At 65.4% G+C, this 19,459-nt stretch carries 18 protein-coding genes; 13 read left to right on the top strand and 5 right to left on the bottom strand.

Annotated elements, in window-relative coordinates; all coding sequences use genetic code 11:
- Positions 1 to 100: 100 nt before the first annotated feature.
- Positions 101 to 1,171 (bottom strand): glycosyltransferase family 4 protein, encoded by a 1,071-nt coding sequence (locus tag A5906_RS30950; protein WP_080138972.1) that lies wholly within the window; start codon positions 1,169 to 1,171, stop codon positions 101 to 103.
- A gap of 274 nt (positions 1,172 to 1,445) precedes the next feature.
- On the opposite strand from A5906_RS30950, the gene A5906_RS30945 reads away from it, so the two are divergent.
- The 4 genes from A5906_RS30945 (at position 1,446) to A5906_RS30930 (ending at position 7,349) form a co-directional block, all read left to right on the top strand.
- Positions 1,446 to 3,209 carry an ABC transporter ATP-binding protein gene (locus A5906_RS30945; protein ID WP_080138971.1) on the top strand — a complete coding sequence of 588 codons (1,764 nt, stop codon included), beginning with the start codon at positions 1,446 to 1,448 and terminating at the stop codon, positions 3,207 to 3,209.
- Positions 3,210 to 3,266: 57 nt separating this feature from the next.
- Entirely contained in the window at positions 3,267 to 5,471 is a 2,205-nt protein-coding gene (locus A5906_RS30940; protein ID WP_080138970.1) for an amylo-alpha-1,6-glucosidase, read from the top strand.
- Positions 5,472 to 5,562: 91 nt separating this feature from the next.
- On the top strand, positions 5,563 to 6,012 hold a 450-nt coding region (locus A5906_RS30935), incomplete at its 5' end, for a PRC-barrel domain-containing protein (protein ID WP_245326988.1).
- Positions 6,013 to 6,035: 23 nt separating this feature from the next.
- Entirely contained in the window at positions 6,036 to 7,349 is a 1,314-nt protein-coding gene (locus A5906_RS30930) for an MFS transporter (RefSeq protein WP_080138969.1), read from the top strand.
- A gap of 34 nt (positions 7,350 to 7,383) precedes the next feature.
- On the opposite strand, the gene A5906_RS30925 is transcribed toward A5906_RS30930, so the two are convergent.
- The 4 genes from A5906_RS30925 to fixL all read right to left on the bottom strand — a co-directional run bounded on the left by A5906_RS30925 (position 7,384) and on the right by fixL (position 10,818).
- A complete protein-coding gene (locus A5906_RS30925; RefSeq protein ID WP_080139019.1) occupies positions 7,384 to 8,082 on the bottom strand; it encodes a helix-turn-helix domain-containing protein in 699 nt (232 codons plus the stop codon).
- Positions 8,083 to 8,185: 103 nt separating this feature from the next.
- A complete protein-coding gene (locus A5906_RS30920) occupies positions 8,186 to 8,608 on the bottom strand; it encodes a response regulator (RefSeq protein ID WP_080138968.1) in 423 nt (140 codons plus the stop codon).
- Positions 8,609 to 8,682: 74 nt separating this feature from the next.
- Positions 8,683 to 9,300 carry a response regulator FixJ gene (gene fixJ / locus A5906_RS30915; RefSeq protein WP_080138967.1) on the bottom strand — a complete coding sequence of 206 codons (618 nt, stop codon included), beginning with the start codon at positions 9,298 to 9,300 and terminating at the stop codon, positions 8,683 to 8,685.
- 3 nt (positions 9,301 to 9,303) lie between these two features.
- Positions 9,304 to 10,818 carry a sensor protein FixL gene (fixL, locus tag A5906_RS30910; RefSeq protein WP_080138966.1) on the bottom strand — a complete coding sequence of 505 codons (1,515 nt, stop codon included), beginning with the start codon at positions 10,816 to 10,818 and terminating at the stop codon, positions 9,304 to 9,306.
- Positions 10,819 to 11,030: 212 nt separating this feature from the next.
- Here fixL and A5906_RS30905 point away from each other — a divergent pair, with 212 nt between their 5' ends.
- From A5906_RS30905 to A5906_RS45350, 9 genes are all read left to right on the top strand, one after another.
- Positions 11,031 to 11,864, top strand: coding sequence for a universal stress protein (locus tag A5906_RS30905; RefSeq protein WP_080138965.1), 834 nt, complete (start codon positions 11,031 to 11,033; stop codon positions 11,862 to 11,864).
- Positions 11,865 to 11,901: 37 nt separating this feature from the next.
- On the top strand, positions 11,902 to 12,327 hold the full coding sequence (locus A5906_RS30900) for a CBS domain-containing protein (RefSeq protein ID WP_080138964.1): 426 nt from the start codon (positions 11,902 to 11,904) through the stop codon (positions 12,325 to 12,327).
- 205 nt (positions 12,328 to 12,532) lie between these two features.
- On the top strand, positions 12,533 to 14,182 hold the full coding sequence (gene ccoN / locus A5906_RS30895; protein ID WP_080138963.1) for a cytochrome-c oxidase, cbb3-type subunit I: 1,650 nt from the start codon (positions 12,533 to 12,535) through the stop codon (positions 14,180 to 14,182).
- A 12-nt stretch (positions 14,183 to 14,194) separates the two neighbouring features.
- Positions 14,195 to 14,929, top strand: a complete 735-nt coding sequence (ccoO, locus tag A5906_RS30890; RefSeq protein WP_080138962.1) for a cytochrome-c oxidase, cbb3-type subunit II — start codon at positions 14,195 to 14,197, stop codon at positions 14,927 to 14,929.
- Positions 14,930 to 14,942: 13 nt separating this feature from the next.
- Complete coding sequence (locus A5906_RS30885) at positions 14,943 to 15,107, top strand: CcoQ/FixQ family Cbb3-type cytochrome c oxidase assembly chaperone (RefSeq protein WP_027558455.1); 165 nt, start codon at positions 14,943 to 14,945, stop codon at positions 15,105 to 15,107.
- Positions 15,108 to 15,113: 6 nt separating this feature from the next.
- The gene (gene ccoP, locus A5906_RS30880) at positions 15,114 to 15,986 is read left to right on the top strand and encodes a cytochrome-c oxidase, cbb3-type subunit III (RefSeq protein ID WP_080138961.1); all 873 of its coding nucleotides are present in this window, start codon (positions 15,114 to 15,116) and stop codon (positions 15,984 to 15,986) included.
- Between the two features lie 120 nt (positions 15,987 to 16,106).
- Positions 16,107 to 17,573 (top strand): cytochrome c oxidase accessory protein CcoG, encoded by a 1,467-nt coding sequence (gene ccoG / locus A5906_RS30875; protein WP_080138960.1) that lies wholly within the window; start codon positions 16,107 to 16,109, stop codon positions 17,571 to 17,573.
- 15 nt (positions 17,574 to 17,588) lie between these two features.
- Positions 17,589 to 18,074 (top strand): FixH family protein, encoded by a 486-nt coding sequence (locus A5906_RS30870; protein WP_080138959.1) that lies wholly within the window; start codon positions 17,589 to 17,591, stop codon positions 18,072 to 18,074.
- A gap of 11 nt (positions 18,075 to 18,085) precedes the next feature.
- Positions 18,086 to 19,459, top strand: a 1,374-nt coding sequence (locus tag A5906_RS45350) for a heavy metal translocating P-type ATPase (protein ID WP_245326987.1), incomplete at its 3' end; no start/stop codon positions are given.

Raw genomic sequence — 19,459 nt, 5'->3', positions numbered from 1 at the left:
ATGACGAGTTGATGGAGTAGGGCGCAACACACTCGGTGTCGTCCCAGCCCCCAGTGCGCAATTGCGCACTAGGCCGGGACGACACCTTTGGTGGGTCTACTTACTCCGCGCTGCTCACCAGCTTGATCCGCGGCGCTTGCTCTTCGGTCAGGCTGCGATAGGCGGCGAGATAGTCCAGTGCCATCCGCCGCGCGGTGAAGCGCGTCTCGAACTGCTTGCGGATCGCGGCGCGGCTCAGTTGCGGAAGCCGCTTGACGACGCCGGCGGCGCTGATGACGTCCTCGACCACGAAGCCGGTCAGGCCCTCGTCGATGATTTCAGGCACGGAGCCGCGGTTGAAGGCGATCACCGGCGTTCCGCAGGCCATGGCCTCGATCATCACGAGCCCGAACGGCTCCGGCCAATCGATCGGCAGCAGAAGTGCGAGCGCGCCGCTCAGGAAGTCGGACTTTTCGTGATCGCCGATCTCACCGATGAACTCCACCAGCGGATTGTTCTCGATCATCGGCTTGATCAGCTCGTCATAATAGTCCTGGTCGGCACGATCGACCTTGGCCGCGATCTTCAGCGGGATGCCGCAATGGGTTGCGATCTTGATGGCGCGATCGACGCCTTTCTCCGGCGCGATGCGGCCGAGCACGGCGAGATATTCCTGCTTCACAGGTTTCGGTGTCAGCAGGTTTTCCGGCAGGCCGTGGTGAATCGTCGTCACCCAGTTCGCCTGCGGCACCGGCCGCCGCTGCGCGTTCGAGATCGAGATGACCGGCATCTTCGAGAAGGTATTGAAGACGGGCTGGTGCTCCGGCAGGTCGAGCCGGCCGTGCAGCGTGGTCAGGAACGGTGTCGGCTGCCGGTAGAACAGCGACCACGGATAGTAATCGAGATGGAAGTGGAGGAAGTCGAACTCCTCCTCGTCACATTTTTGCCGCACGCGCTCCAGGAGCACCATGTGCAGCGCGTTGGGGTCTCGCACGGAACCGTCGAGGCGGAGGGCCCGCGGCCATAATGCATCGAGCTTCGCGGATGTCTGCGAGTCGCCGCTGGCGAACAGCGTCACGTCATGCCCGAGGGCCACCAACTCCTCCGTCAACCAATGCACCACCCGCTCGGTGCCGCCATACAGCTTGGGTGGAACAGCCTCCGTCAACGGAGCTACCTGCGCGATGCGCATCTCGCCATCTCCTTTGCGAACATGATCATTGAAACCCCCAGCACGTCGGCACCGGCTATGCCAGCCAAGGGAACGTTCCCGCAGTTGCGAAGTTCCTTCCCCCGAACGTTACATATTCGACACGTCGGCTGTCGTCGCGATGCTGCCATCACATCTTCGCACATCGTCCGCATCCGCATGTCGTGATGACGTTGCCCGGGAACCGAGGCGAAGCGGTCGATGTTCAGTCGGCTAATAGAAAAACTGGTATCATCACGACGGGGTGGGTAATCACATGGATCAACTTTCTGGATACGCGCGCAGGCCGTTCGCCTTTGTCTTGCGCTATCTCCGGCGCCGCCCCGCATCACATCTGGTGATCCTGACCGCGGTCGTGGCAGCCGTTGCCTGCTCCGTGGGCACGCAATACGGCGTCAAATCCCTGGTCGATAGTCTGTCCGCGGGAACATCGCATGGCGGCAGCGTATGGCTGGCATTCATTCTGCTCATGTCGCTGATCGCCGCCGACAACTTCCTGTGGCGGATCGCGAGCTGGACGGCCAGCTTCACCTTCGTCCGCGTCACCGGCGATCTCAGGCGCGACATCTTTCGCCATCTGACCGGACACGCGCCGAGCTATTTCTCCGATCGCATGCCCGGCATGCTGACGAGCCGGATCACCGCGACCTCGAACGCGGTGTTCACGGTCGAGAACATGTTCGTCTGGAATGTCCTGCCGCCGTGCATTGCCACAATTGCGGCAATCATGCTGATTGGAACCGTCAGTCCCTACATGGCGCTGGGCCTGATCGTGGTCGCCGGCGGCATGGTGATCGCCATGTTCCGCCTGGCCGCCGCCGGCAAGCCGCTGCACGACGACTTCGCCGACAAGGCCGCGGTCGTCGACGGCGAGATGATCGACGTTATCAGCAACATGCCCCTGGTCCGCGCCTTTTGCGGCATCAGCCACGAGCACGAGCGGTTCGACGCGACCGTCAATCGCGAGCTCACCGCGCGCGGCCGCAGCCTGCGCTATCTCGAGAAACTCCGACTGACCCATGCCGCCGTGACGGTTCTCCTGACCGTGGCGCTGATGGCCTGGGCCATCACGCTCTGGCAGAGCGGCGAGGCGACCACTGGCGACGTCGTGCTGGTGTGCACGCTTGGCCTGTCCATCCTCAATGCGACGCGGGATCTGGCGGTGGCGCTGGTCGATGTCACCCAGCATGTCGCGCGGCTGACGGAGGCGATCGCGACACTTCTGGTGCCCCACGAATTGCGCGACCATCCCGAGGCGGAACCCCTGGTCAAGAGCGGCGCCGCGATCGCGTTCAACAACGTCACCTTCGGCTATCCCGGGGGTGAGAAGATCTTCGAGCGCTTCAGCCTGCGGCTGCAGCCCGGCCAGCGCGTCGGCCTGGTCGGCCACTCCGGCGGCGGCAAGTCAACGCTGTTCACGCTGCTGCAGCGCTTCTACGATCCGGACGAGGGCAGCGTCACCATCGACGGCCAGGACATCTCCAAGGTGACCCAGCTGAGCCTGCGCGAGGCGATCTCGGTGGTTCCGCAGGATATTTCCTTGTTCCATCGCTCAATCCGCGAGAATATCCGCTATGGGCGGCCGAACGCGACGGACGACGAGGTGCTGCGAGCCGCGATCGCGGCGCGCTGCGATTTCGTCGAGAACCTGCCCGAGGGCCTCGACACCATGGTCGGCGACCGCGGCGTCAAGATGTCCGGCGGACAGCGCCAGCGCATCGCGATCGCGCGGGCGTTTCTGAAGGACGCGCCGATCCTGCTGCTCGACGAGGCCACCGCCGCGCTCGACAGCGAGTCGGAGGAGGCGATCCGCGAGGCCCTGACACGCCTGATGCGCGGCCGCACCGTGATCGCGATCGCGCATCGCCTCGCGACGCTGCGCAATTTCGATCGCGTGGTGGTGCTGAAGGCCGGCAGGATCATCGAGGACGGCGCGCCCGACCGCCTGATGCAGGGCCACGGACCCTACCGTGATCTGGTGACGCAGGAGATGAGCCGGCTCTCGAAATTCGCGGCGTAGGTCCGACAGTCGCGTTCGCGTTGGTTGCGTCTCGAAACAAGCGCAGGGGAGCAGCTTATGGCAGCCGAAGTCATCACCAAATTCGTCTCGGTGGCACGGACGGTGGAGCAGGTCGCGGAGCAGCCGTTCTACATCCCGATGACGGGTCCGTCGGCGCGGCCGCGACGCTCGCTCAAGCACGACGACACCTTCATCGTGCTCGACAGTCATGGCGACATCGGCGCCTCGGCCGGCGGGCCGGACGGGCTCTTTCACTACGACACGCGCTATCTGGCGCGGCTGGAGCTCGTGCTCAACGATCTCCAGCCCCTGCTGCTCGGCTCGAACCTGCGCGACGACAATTCGGCGCTGACTGTCGATCTCACCAATCCCGATATCTACCGCGAGGGCAGCCTCGTGCTGCAAAAGGACCTGCTGCACATCGTGCGCACGGTCTTCCTGTGGCGCGGCACCGCCTATCAGCGCATCGGCGTGCAGAACCACGGCGACAGGTCTGCCAGCTTCGAGCTGACACTGCTGTTCGACAACGACTTTGCCGATCTGTTCGAGGTTCGCGGCGAGCGGCGGCCGCGCCGCGGGACGGGTACGAGCCGGTTGCTCGGGCCGACCGACGTGCTGTTCGAATATCGCGGTCTTGACGATTGCGAGCGCACCACCGGCCTGCATTTCGACCCGCGCCCGACGCGGCTCTCCGTCAATGCCGCCACTTGGCAGCTCGAGCTGGAACCGCACCAGTCGAAATCGCTTTTCGTGGCGGCGTCCTGCAACCGGCCGCCCGCGGAGAAGCCGGCGCGCTTCTTCAGGGGCCTGCTCGCCCATCGCCGCGAGATGCGGCAATCAACGATGGGCGCGGCCAGCATCGAGACCTCCAACAACATCTTCAACGAGGTGCTGTGCCAAGCCATGGCCGACCTCAACATGCTGATGACGGAGACGCCGCAGGGCCGCTATCCCTATGCCGGCATTCCCTGGTACTCGACGACCTTCGGGCGCGACGGCCTGATCACCGCGCTGCAGATGCTGTGGGTCGATCCGCGGGTCGCCAAGGGCGTGCTCAGACGGCTCGCGCATTTCCAGGCCAAGGCGATCGATCCGCTGGCCGATGCCGCGCCCGGAAAGATCCTGCACGAGATGCGCGGCGGCGAGATGGCGGCGCTGGGCGAGGTGCCGTTCGCGCAATATTACGGCAGTGTCGATTCGACCGCGCTGTTCGTGCTGCTCGCAGGAAGCTATTTCGAGCGCACCGGTGACCAGACAACGTTGATGGAACTGTGGCCCGCGATCGAGGCGGGGCTCGCCTGGATCGACGGCCCCGGCGATCCCGACCAGGACGGCTTCGTCGAATACCAGCGCGCGACTGAGAAGGGGCTGGCCAACCAGGGCTGGAAGGATTCCTACGACGCGATCTTCCACGCCGACGGCCAGCTTGCGGAAGGCAATATCGCGCTCGCGGAGGTGCAGGGCTACGTCTATATGGCGAAGCAGCTGGCGGCGCGCTGCGCGCTGCGGCTCGGCAAGCCGGACCTCGTGCGCAAGTTCGAGGCCGAAGCCAAGGCGCTCGCCGAGCGCTTCGAGCAGGCGTTCTGGTGCGAGGAGCTCGGCACCTACGCCCTCGCCCTCGACGGCAGGAAGCGGCCCTGCAAGGTGCGGACCTCCAATGCCGGGCAGGTGCTGTTCAGCGGCATGATCCGGGAGGACCGTGCGCGTCTGGTCGCCGCCGATCTGATGCGGCCGCATTTCTTCTCGGGCTGGGGCATCCGCACTGTCGCTGTCGGCGAGGTGCGCTACAATCCGATGTCCTATCACGACGGATCGATCTGGCCGCACGACAACGCGCTGATCGCGCTCGGGCTCGCGCGCTACGGCCTCAAGCATTCGGTGGCGCATGTCTTCAAGGGGCTGTTCGACGCCGCCACCTATATGGATCTGCGTCGGCTGCCCGAATTGTTCTGCGGCTTCCGGCGCGAGAAGCGGCGCGGGCCGACGCTCTATCCGGTCGCCTGCGCGCCGCAGGCCTGGGCCAGTGCGACGCCGTTCACGCTGCTGGAGGCGGCGCTGGGTATCGAATTCGACGTGGCGCGCGGCGAGATCCGGCTGCGCAATCCGCATCTGCCGGCGTTCCTGAACGAGGTCATCCTGCGCGACCTGCGCCTCGGCGATTCCAGCGTGGATCTGCGCGTCAGCCGCCACGGCGACGACGTCGCGCTGGAGGTGTTGCGCACGCGCGGCCAGATCCAGGTGTCGATCGTGCTGGCGCGCTAGCGGCGCGCGGTGAGGAGGGTGCAATGCGTGCGATCGGAGCGCTGACTCGAGCGCTAAGCCTGGGCGTAGCCGTCGTCGCGGGCGTGGCGGNGCCGAAGAGCCGCCGGCAGGTCAGACGGAAGCAAATGCGCCGGCGACGGCACAGCCGCCGGCCTCGACCGTGCCCGTCACGCCGAAGGACGCCGCGCCGCCGCCGTCGGTGACCATCATCGGCGCCAGCGATGCACATGGCGTACTCGGCCGCGACGTGCGTAGCGCCGCCGACGAGGACATGGGCCGCATCGTCGATGTCATCGTCGACCGCGACGGGCACGTGCGCGCAGCGGTGATCGATTTCGGCGGGTTCCTCGGCGTCGGCAGCCGCAAGATCGTGGTGGACTGGAACGCGATGCGATTCGGCAAGATCGCCAACAAGAAGGACAGCATCACACTGGAACTGACCAAGGCGCAGGTCGCGGCCGCGCCGGAATACAAGGAAGACACGCCGATGGTCGTGCTCGGGGCGTCCGGCAGCCTTCAACCGCTGCAAGCGATCCAGTGAGGTGCCGGGAGGGCTGACCGCCTGTGCTGTTGTCCAGGAAGCCGAACCATGCAGTTCGCGATGGCCACGTTGAACAGCACAACGTCGCCGCGCTGCCGCCTGCGGGCATTCCGGCGCCGTCGCGTCAGAGCCTGCGCGGCCTCGACTGGTTCATCTTCTTCCTCGCCGACGTGCAGACCGGCTTCGGTCCCTTCATCGCGGTCTACCTGACGACGCAGAAATGGACCCAGGTCGAGATCGGCCTCGTGCTGTCGATCGGCGGCATCGTCGCCCTGATCGGGCAGATGCCGGGCGGTGCGATCATCGATGCCGCGAAGTCGGAACGGCTGGTCGCAGCGCTCGCGATCGCGACCATCGGCGTCTGCGCGCTCGCCTATGCCGCGATGCCGGTCTTCGCCGTGGTGGTGACGGCCGCCACCCTGCATGCGATGGCGAGCTGCGTGCTGGGGCCGGCGATCGCCGCGATCAGCCTCGGCCTCGTCGGCCCGCTCGCGATCGGCGAGCGACTCGGCCGCAATGCACGGTTCGCCTCGCTCGGCAATGGCGTCGCCGCCGCCGTGATGGGCACGGCCGGATATCTGTTGTCGAGCCGCTCGGTCTTCCTCGTCACCTTCCTGCTCGCGATCCCGACCCTGATCGCGCTGTCGCGGATCCGCGAGGAGGAGGTCGACATCAGTCGCTGTCATGGCGAGATGCCGCGCGAGGCGCCAGTTCCCGGCGACACCAATGTCTGGCACTTGATCCGGCAGCGTCCGCTCATCGTCTTCGCGCTCAGCGTGCTGCTGTTGCAGCTCGCGAACGCGGCGATGATGCCGCTGATGGCGAGCGCGGTGACGGCGCGGTCGAGCCAGTGGGCGACGGTGCTGGTCGCGGCCTGCATCATCGTGCCGCAGGCGATCGTGGCGCTGCTGTCGCCGACCGTCGGGCGCAAGGCGCAAGCCTGGGGCCGCCGGCCGCTGCTGCTGATCGGATTCGGCGCGCTGACGATTCGCGGCCTGCTGTTCGCGACCGTGCGCGATCCCTATCTGCTGGTCGCAGTGCAGGTGTTCGACGGCATCACCGCTGCCGTGTTCGCGGTGATGATTCCGCTGATCGTCGCCGACGTCGCCTTCGGCAGCGGCCATTTCAACCTGGCGCAGGGCATCGTCGGCACCGCCACCGGCATCGGCGCGTCGCTGAGCACGGCGCTCGGCGGCTATGTCAGCGACAAGTTCGGCAACGCCACCGCCTTCATCGGCCTGTCCGGCGTCGCCGCGACCGGGCTGCTGCTGATCCTGCTCGTCATGCCGGAGACCCGCCCCACCGGCATGACAGTGACAAAAGAAATGGCCGGCTGAATCAGCCGGCCAAAGTGGGCAGGGAGGAAGAACGTCAGGCGTCGAGATTGTGCAGGCGCTGACGGTTGCGCAGCACGATCTGGCGGGCACCGGAGAAACCGAGAATGCCCTGGGTGTGGAGCTGGGACAGCGCGCGGGAGACGGTTTCGAGCGTGAGGCCGAGATAGTCGCCGATGTCGCGGCGGCACATTGGCAGCGCCATCATGCCGGCAACGGCGAGGCGGCGGTCCATCTCGAGCAGGAAGGTCGCAACGCGCTCCATCGCGGTCTTGCGACCGAGCAGCAGCATGTGGTCTTCGGCGTGACGCAGCTCGGACGCGGTCATGGCCCAGAGCTTGCGGGCGACCTGCACGTCGGTGCCGGCGGCCTTCTCGAGGCTGGCGCGCTTCACGAGGCGCACGGTTGTGTCGATGATGGCCTCGGCAGCGAGGCGGTGGGTGGCACCGGATTCGAGGCCAAACACGTCGCCGGGAAGATGGAAGGCGCCGATCTGGCGGCGACCGTCGGAGAGAAGCTTGTAGCTGCGCACTGCACCGGTGACGACCTGGTAGACATATTCGGCCGGCTCGTCCTCGCCGTAGATCTCCTCGTCCTTGCGGTAGGAGAACTCGGTCGCGACGAGACCGACATGGCCAGTGATCGCACCGAACTGATCGGAAACGGGGTGGGCAGGGGCAATCTTGCCACCGATCTGGGTGTTGATCGCCTGGGTCTTCAGTGTCTGGGTCAGCATCTGCGCCATCTCCGTTGTGATGGAACATTGCTACCCGCGTTTGCGCAATCCGGAAATTTCGCGCGTTATCTTAAGGACGTTTACCTACGTAGAATCCCGTAGGTCAATTGCCGCGGCGGTCCTGGATGGCATGGCGGATGCACTTGACCAGGTTTTCGTCGAGAAGCGGCTTCAGAACCACGTCCTTGACGCCCACTGCAGCCGCCCGCGTCGAGATGTTCTCGTCCGGATAGCCGGTGATCAGGATCACGGGCGTGTCGCCGTCAGACTTGCGCAGGCGGCCGGCGAGGTCGATCCCGTTGATATCGGGCATCTTGTAATCGATCACGTAGCAATCTGCGCCCGGCGCACCGTCGGCGTTGAGCAGCGCCGTTGCATTCCTGAAGGTCCGCACGGCGAAGCCGTCGGTTTCCAGCAGGAAACGCAGGGAGCCCAGCACGGCGGCATCGTCGTCGACCACGTAGACAGTGGGCTTTGCCGATGACGCCATCGGGAGGCGCTGAGGGTGCGAGCCAATCTCGATCATTCTGACTGGCTAGCACAGGTGGGCGCAACCGCCTTGACCTGCCTCAAGCCGACTTGTCTCAAGCCGGTTTTGGCTCAATCGCCGAGCATGCCCGCGCGCATCGCGAGGCGAACCAGCTCCGAGAGACTGTTGGCCTGCATCTTGGTCATGACGTTGGCCCGGTACACTTCGATGGTGCGCGGGCTGATGTCGTATTCGCGGGCGATCAGCTTGTTGGAAAGACCCGCGATCAGTCCCTCCATCACCTGGCGCTCCCGCGGGCTCAAGGAGGCGACCCGGGCGGCGATGTCCTGCGCGACGGCTTCGTTCTTGGCGGCCGGCTCGGCCTGGCGGATCGCCATCTCGATCATCGCGGTGAGACGATCGTCCTCGAACGGCTTCTCCAGGAAGTCGACCGCGCCCAGCTTCATCGCCTCGACCGCGAGCGGCACGTCGCCGTGACCGGTCATGATCAGGATCGGAAACGCGCTGTGCTGCGCCTTCATGCGCTTCAGAAGCTCGATGCCGTCGAGGCCCGGCATGCGCACGTCGGAGACGACGCAGCCGAAGGCGAGGCCCGGCAGGGCATCGATGAAGCTCTGCGCGTTGTCGAACAGCGTGACGCCGAAGCCGGAGGAATCCAGCAGGAAGTTCAGCGAGTCCCGCATCGCATCGTCGTCATCGATGACGTAGACATGTCCTTTGGTCGTCATGCATCAATTCTCGTCGGCTGCCGGGAGGGTGAAGCGGAATGTCGCCCCGCCCGATGCGTTGCTCTCGGCCCACATGCGCCCGCCGTGAGCCTCGATGATCGAGCGGCTGATGGACAATCCCACGCCCATGCCGGTGTCCTTGGTGGTGAAGAAAGTCTGAAACAGATTTGGAATGACGTCGTCCTGGAAGCCCGAGCCGGTGTCGGAGACCTCGATCTCGATCATGTCGTCGGCGACGGGCGTATTGGTGACGACGAGCTCGCGCCGCGGCGAGTGCGCCATCGCCTCCAGCGCGTTGCGGAACAGGTTGACCAGGACCTGCTGGATCTGCACCCGGTCAGCGAGCACGAGGTCGGCTTCCGGATCGAGGCTGAAGCGGAGCTGCACGTTCTGCTCGCGCGCGCCGGCGAGCCCGAGCGCGCCGGCCTCCTCGATCAGCTTGGAGAGGCTCTCGACGCGCTTCTCGGATTCACCGCGGGAGACGAAGTCGCGCAGGCGCCGGATGATCTGGCCGGCGCGCAGCGCCTGCTCGGCAGCGCGGTCCAGCGCGCTCTCGACCTTCGCCGTGTTCGGATCGACGCTGCCCGCAAGCAGCCGCCGCGAGCCCTTCATGTAGTTGCTGATCGCCGCCAGCGGCTGGTTGAGCTCATGGGCGAGCGCGGACGCCATTTCGCCCATGGCGCTCAGCCTGGAGACGTGGACGAGTTCGGATTGCAGCTCCTGCAGGCGCGCCTGGGTCTGCTGGTGCTCGGTGAGGTCGCGGACGAAGCCGGTGAAATAGGGTTCGCCGCCGGACTGCATCTCGCCGATCGACAGGTGCATCGGGAAGGTGGTGCCGTCGCGGCGCTTGCCGGTCACGATGCGCCCGATGCCGATGATGTGGGGGTCGCTGGTGGTGCGGTAGCGCGCAATGTAGCTGTCATGCCGGGAGCGGTCGGGCTCCGGCATCAGGATGTTGACGTTCTGGCCGATCGCCTCGTGCTCGGACCAGCCGAACAGGCGCTCGGCGGCCGTAGAGAACAGCTGGATGATGCCGTGGCCGTCGATGACGATCATGGCATCGGGGATGGTGTGGAGGATCGAGCGCAGGTGGGTCTCGCGAGTCCGGAGCGCGCTCTCGACCTGCTTTTCCTCGTCGATATCGAGGAGGATGCCGCTGAGATGGCGGGCCGTGCCGGCTTCGTCCCGGATGAGACCGGCGCGGGCGCGAATCCACTGTCCGCCGTTGGCGGCGCCCGCGACCTTGAACGATACGTCGAAGCCGCCGCCGCGTTCGCAGACATGCTCGATCGCGTTTTCCACGCGGTCGCGATCCCCAGGCTCGAGCCGCGACAGGAAGAGGTCGTAGCTGGCCGGCTGGTCCTGCCCGATTCCGAGTAGGGTCCGCGCGGTATCCGACCAGTCCAGCGCCCGCGTCCTGAGGTCGAGATCCCAGGTGCCGACGCCGAATCCCTCGATCCGGACCCGAAAATGCTCGCCCCTGCCGTCGTCTGGCGGTTGCGTTACACGGGTCGGCATCCGGTCGTCACTCCCCTTCTCGTGCGGCCAGCAGGGTGCCGCGTGCGCACCGGTAATTTTCGCCCAAGCCCGGGCTGGAGGCAAGTTCCGATGTTTGATTTCGTTGGTGTAATTCCAGTGATCCCGGATAGCGAACGGTTTGATCTATCTCATCCCGCTCCATGTCGGCAGGACTAGATTTCACGCAGTTCATTGCCTCCCGGAGACTCCCGATGACATACGCGACCGTGATGGTGAGCCTGGCGCTCGATCAGCCCAACGAGGCGCGTCTTGCCGTCGCGGGCGAGCTCGCCGAGCGATTCGAGGCGGCCATCGTCGGGGTTGCCGCGGCGCAATTCACCCCGCCGCTCTATTTCACTGACGGCGCCGAGGCCCAGAAGCTGATCGACGAGGGCGAGGCTTCCGTCAAGCGGCGCCTGGCGGGTCTGGAGGCGCAATTCCGCGCAGCGACGAAGAATCGCGGCGGGCACGTCGAGTGGCGCAGCGCCGTGGATTTTCCGACGCGGTTTGTCCTGGCGCAGGCGCGTTGCGCCGACATCGTCGTCAGCGGCGGGCAGAGCCCCGCATTCTCCGACGCTTTCGCGCTGGCAAGCCCCAAGGATCTGGTGATGCAGGCCGGCCGCCCGCTTCTCGTCGTGCCGGACCGGACCAACTGGCTCGATCTGCGCAGCGCGCTGGTGGCGTGGAAGGATACGCCGGAGGCGCGGCGGGCGGTGGCGGACGCGTTGCCGATGCTGCGCAAGGCGAGGGACGTCACCATCGTCGAAATTCCCGAGCAGGACGACGATTGTTCACTCGTCATGGCCGGCGTCACCGACGTCGCCGCCTGGCTCGCCCGCCACGGCGTGACTGCGACCGCACGCATCTCGGAAGGAGCACGGAACGAACCCGCCGCGGCGCAATTGGAGAAGGTCGCCGGCGACGTCGGCGCCGGCCTGATCGTCGCGGGCGCCTACGGGCATTCGAGGTTTCGTGAACTGATTCTGGGCGGCGTCACCCAGCATCTGGTCACGCAATCCACCCGCTGCGTGCTGCTGTCGCACTGACGGCCGGTCGGGCATAGCGGATTGAGGAGGACGCGCCGTGTACAGATTTCTCGAGCAGACCGCCAGCGGCTACATGACGCGCAACGTCAAGACGGTGCAGCGCGACCTCGACATGCTCGAGCTCAGCGAGATGTTCGAGCGCGACGATTTCAATTCCTATCCGGTCGAGGACGACGGACAGGTGGTCGGCATCGTCACCAAGTTCGACATCCTGAAGTGCTTCGCCTTCACGCCGAGCCAGATGCTGCCGCGCTATCATGACCTGATGAGCCGCAAGACCGGCGACGTCATGACGCCGGAGTTCATCTATGTCAGCCCCGACACGCGCCTGACGCGTGTGCTCCAGATCATGGTCGAGCACCGCATCAGGAGCATCATCGTGCTCGACGGCGCGCAGAAGCTGGTCGGAATCATCGCGCGCGAGGACGTCATCAAGGCGCTCAAGGCCACGGCGCGCGACTGACGCGACAGGTTCCGCAATTTCAAGCTCCGTGAATTCACGGAGGTGAACGGTCGCCGCGTGCGCGACGCCGGATGCATGCGGTTGATATCGTTTGTTGAAACCCCGCCATCTCACATTAACAGAAATCCACCTGTCTTGATTTCAATCAATTCCCCGCGAGGGTGGATGTGGTTTCTGGCTCTGTGTTCTTTCAGAGAGAATCCGCATGAGCCAGCCCTCCATCTCCAAATCCATGACCATCGGTGAAAGCGGCCTGGCTGTCGTGTTCGCAGCCACCGCCTTCCTCTGCGTGATCGCCGCGGCCAAGGCGCTCGACGCGCCCTTCGCCTTCCATGCCGCGCTCGGCGCGGCGGCGAGCGTGGCGGCGGTGTTCTGCATCGTCAACCGCTACTTCGAGCGCCCGGCGGCGCTGCCGCCGGCAGAGATCAACGGCCGCCCGAACTACAACATGGGGCCGATCAAATTCTCCTCCTTCATGGCGATGTTCTGGGGCATCGCCGGCTTCCTTGTCGGTCTCATCATCGCCTCGCAGCTGGCCTGGCCCGCGCTGAACTTCGATCTGCCCTGGATCCAGTTCGGCCGGTTGCGGCCGCTGCACACCTCGGCCGTGATCTTCGCCTTCGGCGGCAACGTGCTGATCGCGACGTCCTTCTACGTCGTGCAGAAGTCCTGCCGCGTGCGTCTCGCCGGCGACCTCGCGCCCTGGTTCGTCGTGATCGGCTACAACTTCTTCATCCTGGTCGCCGGCACGGGCTATCTGCTCGGCGTCACGCAGTCGAAGGAATATGCCGAGCCGGAATGGTACGCGGACCTGTGGCTGACCATCGTCTGGGTGGTCTATCTGCTCGTCTTCCTCGTCACCGTCATCAAGCGCAAGGAACCGCATATCTTCGTCGCGAACTGGTTCTATCTCGCGTTCATCGTGACGATCGCGGTGCTGCATCTCGGCAACAACCCGGCGCTGCCCGTCTCGGCGTTCGGCTCGAAGTCCTACGTCGCCTGGGGCGGCATCCAGGATGCGATGTTCCAATGGTGGTACGGTCATAACGCGGTCGGCTTCTTCCTGACCGCCGGCTTCCTCGCCATCATGTACTACTTCATTCCGAAGCGCGCCGACCGGCCGATCTATTCCTACCGCCTGTCGATCATCCACTTCTGGGCGCTGATCTTCCTCTACATCTGGGCGGGTCCCCACCACCTGCACTACACGGCGCTGCCCGACTGGACGCAGACGCTCGGCATGACCTTCTCGATCATGCTGTGGATGCCCTCCTGGGGCGGCATGATCAACGGCCTGATGACGCTGTCGGGCGCCTGGGACAAGCTGCGCACCGACCCCGTGCTGCGCATGCTGGTGGTCTCCGTCGCCTTCTACGGCATGTCGACCTTCGAAGGCCCGATGATGTCGATCAAGGTGGTCAACTCGCTCAGCCACTACACCGACTGGACCATCGGTCACGTCCACTCGGGCGCACTCGGCTGGGTCGGCTTCGTCTCCTTCGGCGCACTGTACTGCCTGGTGCCGTGGGCCTGGAACCGCAAGGGCCTCTACAGCCTGAAGCTCGTCAACTGGCACTTCTGGATCGCGACCCTCGGCATCGTCCTCTACATCTCGGCGATGTGGGTGTCCGGCATCCTCCAGGGCCTGATGTGGCGCGCCTACACCTCGCTCGGCTTCCTCGAATATTCCTTCATCGAAACCGTCGAGGCAATGCATCCCTTCTACATCATCCGCGCCGCAGGCGGCGGCCTGTTCCTGATCGGCTCGCTGATCATGGCCTACAATCTCTGGATGACGGTTCGCGTCGGCGAAGCGGAAGTCCAGATGCCCGTCGCTCTTCAGCCGGCGGAATGAGGAGCTCAAGCAATGTCGTTCTGGACACGCCACCAAATCTTCGAAAAGAACTCGATCATCCTGATCGTCGGCATCCTGCTGGTGATCTCGATCGGCGGTCTCGTCGAGATCACCCCGCTGTTCTACCTCAAGAGCACGATCGAGAAGGTCGACGGCGTCAGGCCCTACACGCCGCTCGAGCTCGCCGGCCGCAACGTCTACGTCCGCGAGGGCTGCTATCTCTGCCACTCGCAGATGATCCGGCCGCTGCGCGACGAGGTCGAGCGCTACGGCCACTTCTCGCTGGCCGCCGAGAGCATGTTCGACCACCCGTTCCAGTGGGGCTCGAAGCGCACCGGGCCGGACCTCGCCCGCGTCGGCGCCAAATATTCCGACGACTGGCACGTCACCCATCTGATCAACCCGCGCGCGATCGTGCCGCAGTCGGTGATGCCGGGCTATCCGTTCCTCAGCCAGACCGAGGTCGATCCTGATACGATCGCCGACCACATGCGCACGCTCCGGGCCGTCGGCGTGCCCTACACCGACGACCAGATCGCCAACGCTGGCGCCGACCTGAAGGCCCAGGCCGATCCGGACAATGCCGGCGGCGATGCCTTCACCAAGCGCTATGCCAAGGCCGCCGTGCGCAACTTCGACGGCAAGACCGGCACGCCGACCGAGATGGACGCACTGATCGCGTACCTGCAGATGCTCGGAACGCTGGTCGACTTCAAGATCTACAACGAGAAAGCCAATCTTCGCTGAGAAGGCATCAACGATGAAAGCCATCCTGACACTCGACAATCTCGCGTCCGGTCTCGTGACCACGATCTGGACGCCGGTGTTCGTCGCGATCTTTCTCGCGATCATCGCCTACGCATTTTGGCCCCGTAACAAGGCCGCGTTCGACGAAGCGGCGCGCCTGCCGTTGCGGGAGGAGTGAGAGACCATGACCGATCATAGCGAAGTCGATACCGTCACCGGCAAGTCCACGACCGGACATGAGTGGGACGGCATCAAGGAGCTCAACACGCCGCTGCCGCGCTGGTGGGTGATCTGCTTCTATCTCACCATCATCTGGTCGATCGGCTACTGGATCGTCTACCCGGCCTGGCCGCTGATCTCGAGCCATACGACCGGGCTGCTCGGCTACTCGACGCGCGCCAGCCTCGCGGTGGAGCTCGCCAATCTCGAGGCGCTGCGCGGCGAGAAGATGGCGGCGTTGGCGGCGGCGCCGCTCGCCGACATCGAGAAGGACCCGGCCCTGCTGGCGCTCGCCCGCGCCAAGGGCAGGACCGTGTTCGGTGACAATTGCGCGCCGTGCCACGGCTCCGGCGGCGCCGGCGCCAAGGGCTACCCGAACCTGAACGACGACGATTGGCTGTGGGGCGGCACGCTCGACCAGATCATGCAGACCATCCAGTTCGGCGCACGTTCCGGTCATGCCAAGACGCATGAAGGCCAGATGCTCGCCTTCGGCAAGGACGGCGTGCTGAAGGCCGACGAGATCGTCACGGTCGCCAATTACGTGCGCTCACTGTCGGGCCTTTCGACCCGAAAGGGCTTTGATGCGGCCAAGGGTGAGAAGATCTTCGCCGAGAACTGCGTCGCCTGCCACGCCGACGGCGGCAAGGGCAACCCGGAGCTGGGTGCGCCGAACCTGACCGACAAGATCTGGCTCTATGGCTCGGACGAGGCCACCCTGATCGAGACCATCAGCCAGGGCCGCGCCGGCGTGATGCCGGCCTGGGAAGGGCGGCTCGATCCCGCCACCATCAAGGCCATGGCGGTTTACGTGCATTCGCTGGGTGGCGGCAAGTAACCGATCGGCGGCCCAATGGGCTCGAACGGGGGTGAACAAAAGTGCCCCCGTTTGAGCTGGATCAACTGACGCGGCGGCGTCGGGTCTAGGTTTAATCGCACCTCTCGAAAAGCTCAGGCGATGAACAAGACCGTGAACCCGACAGACCTCACTTTGGACGATGACAATGGGCCGCTCTATGTGGCCCGCAAGAAAGTCTATCCCCAGAGCGTCTCCGGGACCTTCCGCCGGATCAAATGGGGCCTGATGGCCTTCTGTCTCGGCGTCTATTATTTCCTGCCCTTCGTGCGCTGGAACCGCGGCCTCGGTGCGCCCAGCCAGGCGGTGCTGATCGACCTTCCCAACAGCCGCTTCTACTTCTTCTTCATCGAGCTGTGGCCGCAGGAGGTCTACTACTTTACCGGCCTTTTGATCGTCGCCGCCGTCGCGCTGTTCCTGATGAACTCCGTCGGCGGCCGCATCTGGTGCGGCTATCTCTGCCCGCAGACGGTGTGGACCGATCTGTTCTACGCCGTGGAGCGCCTCGTCGAGGGCGATCGGCGCGAGCGGATGAAGAAGGATAAATCGTCCGACCCGATGAAGCTCGAGCGCATCTGCGAGATCGTGCTCAAGCACTCGATCTGGCTGATGATCGCCTGGTGGACCGGCGGCGCCTGGGTGCTCTACTTCAACGATGCGCCGACGCTGGTGAAGGAGCTCGTCACCTTCCAGGCGCCGATGATCGCCTATATCTGGATCGCCATCCTCACCGCGTCGACCTATCTGCTCGCCGGCTTCATGCGCGAGCAGGTCTGCACCTACATGTGCCCTTGGCCACGTATCCAGGCGGCGCTGACGGACGAATGGGCGCTCAACGTCACCTACCGCTACGACCGGGGCGAGAAGCGCACCTCGGTGAAGAAGGCGGCCGAGCTGCGTGCGCTCGGCGAGCAGGTCGGCGACTGCGTCGACTGCTATCAATGCGTCGCGGTCTGTCCGACCGGCATCGACATCCGCAACGGGCCGCAGCTCGAATGCATCCAGTGCGGGCTCTGCATCGACGCCTGCGACAACGTCATGGCCAAGATCGGGCGGCCGAAGCGGTTGATAGGCTACGACAACGACATCAACATCCAGCGCCGCCAGGAAGGCAAGGCGCCGATCTACCGCATCGTCCGGGCCCGCACCGTGGTCTACAGCGCGATCATCGCGGCCGTCGGCGGCATCATGATCTACACGCTGGCGACGCGCAGCCTGCTCGACGTCAACGTGCTGCACGACCGCAATCCGGTCGCCGTCAAGCTCAGCGACGGTTCGATCCGTAATGCCTACACGGTGAGGCTGCTGAACAAGAGCGGCTACGACCGCGTCATTGCGATCGACGCCAACGGTCCGGCAAATCTGACGGTCCACGTCATCGGCGTCGATTCCGTGACGCCCGACCGGCCGATGGTCGTGGTCCCCCGCGATTCCACCAGCGAGTTGCGGCTGCTCGTCACGGCGCCGGCGGAAAGCAATCCGGAGAAGTCGATTCCGGTGCGCTTCCACGTCACCGATATCGGCCTCGGCGAGGTCGCGTCCGCCACCGACAATTTCGTCGCGCCGTAAGATCAGGAGACTGCCATGGCAACCAAGCCGCTGACCGGAACCAAGGTGTTCCTGATTCTGGTCGCCTTCTTCGGTGTCGTGATCGGCGTCAACGTGACCATGATGAAGCTCGCGATCGCGACGCTGCCGGGCACGGACGTCGACAGCCCCTATGCGGCGGGCCTGACCTACGACCGCGAAATCTCGGCGGCACAGGACCAGGCTGCACGTAAATGGCAGGTCAACGCTCACATCGAGCGGCGGACCGATGGCGGCGCCGCGATCCAGGTCGAGGCGCGCGATGCGAGTGGACAGCCTCTCGCCGGATTGAAGTTCGGCGGACGCCTGGAGCGGCCGACCGACAAGCGGGCCGATCTCGCCGTCGATCTCGCGGAAGCCGGCATCGGCGTCTATCGCGGCACTGCCGCGTCCGTCGCGCCAGGGCAGTGGGATCTGGTGATCGAGGGTGAGGCGCGGGGGACGCGCGTGTTCCTGTCGCGCAACCGCGTGATCCTGAACTGAAGGATGTCGTCATGCAGGTCACGCGCGATTTCTCTCACTACGTCCGCGACGCCGGCGCGGGCCTGCAGCATATCGACCTCGCGGTCGAGGGCGTTCACTGCGCCGGCTGCATGGCTAAGATCGAGCGCGGCCTGTCCGCCATCCCGGATGTCACGCTGGCGCGCGTGAACCTGACCGATCGCCGCGTCGCGCTGGAATGGAAGGCGGGCACGCTCGACCCCGGCCGTTTCATCGATAGGCTCGAAGAGCTCGGCTACAAGGCCTATCCGTTCGAGACCGAGAGCGCGGAAGCGGCCGAGGTCGCCGAATCCGGCTTCCTGCTGCGCTGCCTCGGTGTCGCCGCCTTCGCCACCATGAACGTGATGATGCTGTCGATCCCGGTGTGGTCGGGCAATGTCTCGGACATGCTGCCCGAGCAGCGCGATTTCTTCCACTGGCTTTCGGCGCTGATCGCGCTGCCGGCGGCGGCCTATGCCGGCCAGCCATTCTTCCGTTCGGCCTGGCGCGCGCTGTCGGCCAAGACGACCAACATGGACGTGCCGATCTCGATCGGCGTGATCCTGGCGCTCGGCATGTCCGTGGTCGAGACCATCCACCACGCCGAGCACGCCTATTTCGACGCGGCGATCATGCTGCTGACCTTCCTGCTGGTCGGCCGCTTCCTCGACCAGAACATGCGGCGGCGGACCCGCGCGGTAGCCGGCAACCTGGCCGCGCTCAAGGCGGAGACCGCGGCGAAGTTCATCGGGCCCGACGAGATCTCGCAGGTGCCGGTGGCGGCGATCCATCCCGGCGACATGGTGCTGCTGCGGCCCGGCGAGCGCTGCGCGGTCGACGGCACCGTGATCGAGGGCCGTTCCGAGATCGACCAGAGCCTGATCACCGGCGAGACGCTCTATGTCACGGCCGAGCAGGGCACGCCGGTCTATGCGGGATCGATGAACATCTCCGGCACGCTGCGGGTGCGGGTCTCGGCGGCCTCCGAGGCGACGCTGCTCGCCGAGATCACGCGGCTGCTCGACAATGCGCTTGCCGCGCGCTCGCGCTACATGCGCCTCGCCGACCGCGCCTCGCGGCTGTACGCGCCGGTGGTGCACGCGACCGCGCTGATCACCATTCTGGGCTGGGTCCTCGCCGGCGCGAGCTGGCATGATGCGATCGTGACCGGCGTCGCCGTGCTGATCATCACCTGTCCCTGCGCGCTTGGACTGGCGATCCCCACCGTGCAGACGGTGGCCTCGGGCGCGATGTTCAAGGCCGGCGTGCTGCTCAATGCGGGCGATGCGATCGAGCGGCTGGCGGAAGCCGATCACGTCATCTTCGACAAGACAGGCACGCTGACGCTGCCGGATCTCGAGGTGATGAATGCGGCCGATATCCCCGCC

Origin of the sequence: Bradyrhizobium sacchari (genome assembly GCF_002068095.1) — a bacterium.
Lineage (GTDB): Bacteria > Pseudomonadota > Alphaproteobacteria > Rhizobiales > Xanthobacteraceae > Bradyrhizobium > Bradyrhizobium sacchari.
Note: the sequence above shows the minus strand (reverse complement) of the source record. Positions and strands in the feature narration are given on the sequence as shown.

What these genes read in the sequence shown, in the direction of transcription:
- A5906_RS30950 (WP_080138972.1), bottom strand. Translation starts at nt 1,171, where the DNA reads ATGCGCATCGCGCAGGTAGCTCCGTTGACGGAGGCTGTTCCACCCAAG.
- A5906_RS30945 (WP_080138971.1), top strand. Translation starts at nt 1,446, where the DNA reads ATGGATCAACTTTCTGGATACGCGCGCAGGCCGTTCGCCTTTGTCTTG.
- A5906_RS30940 (WP_080138970.1), top strand. Translation starts at nt 3,267, where the DNA reads ATGGCAGCCGAAGTCATCACCAAATTCGTCTCGGTGGCACGGACGGTG.
- A5906_RS30925 (WP_080139019.1), bottom strand. Translation starts at nt 8,082, where the DNA reads ATGCTGACCCAGACACTGAAGACCCAGGCGATCAACACCCAGATCGGT.
- A5906_RS30920 (WP_080138968.1), bottom strand. Translation starts at nt 8,608, where the DNA reads ATGATCGAGATTGGCTCGCACCCTCAGCGCCTCCCGATGGCGTCATCG.
- fixJ (WP_080138967.1), bottom strand. Translation starts at nt 9,300, where the DNA reads ATGACGACCAAAGGACATGTCTACGTCATCGATGACGACGATGCGATG.
- fixL (WP_080138966.1), bottom strand. Translation starts at nt 10,818, where the DNA reads ATGCCGACCCGTGTAACGCAACCGCCAGACGACGGCAGGGGCGAGCAT.
- A5906_RS30905 (WP_080138965.1), top strand. Translation starts at nt 11,031, where the DNA reads ATGACATACGCGACCGTGATGGTGAGCCTGGCGCTCGATCAGCCCAAC.
- ccoN (WP_080138963.1), top strand. Translation starts at nt 12,533, where the DNA reads ATGAGCCAGCCCTCCATCTCCAAATCCATGACCATCGGTGAAAGCGGC.
- ccoO (WP_080138962.1), top strand. Translation starts at nt 14,195, where the DNA reads ATGTCGTTCTGGACACGCCACCAAATCTTCGAAAAGAACTCGATCATC.
- A5906_RS30885 (WP_027558455.1), top strand. Translation starts at nt 14,943, where the DNA reads ATGAAAGCCATCCTGACACTCGACAATCTCGCGTCCGGTCTCGTGACC.
- ccoP (WP_080138961.1), top strand. Translation starts at nt 15,114, where the DNA reads ATGACCGATCATAGCGAAGTCGATACCGTCACCGGCAAGTCCACGACC.
- ccoG (WP_080138960.1), top strand. Translation starts at nt 16,107, where the DNA reads ATGAACAAGACCGTGAACCCGACAGACCTCACTTTGGACGATGACAAT.
- A5906_RS30870 (WP_080138959.1), top strand. Translation starts at nt 17,589, where the DNA reads ATGGCAACCAAGCCGCTGACCGGAACCAAGGTGTTCCTGATTCTGGTC.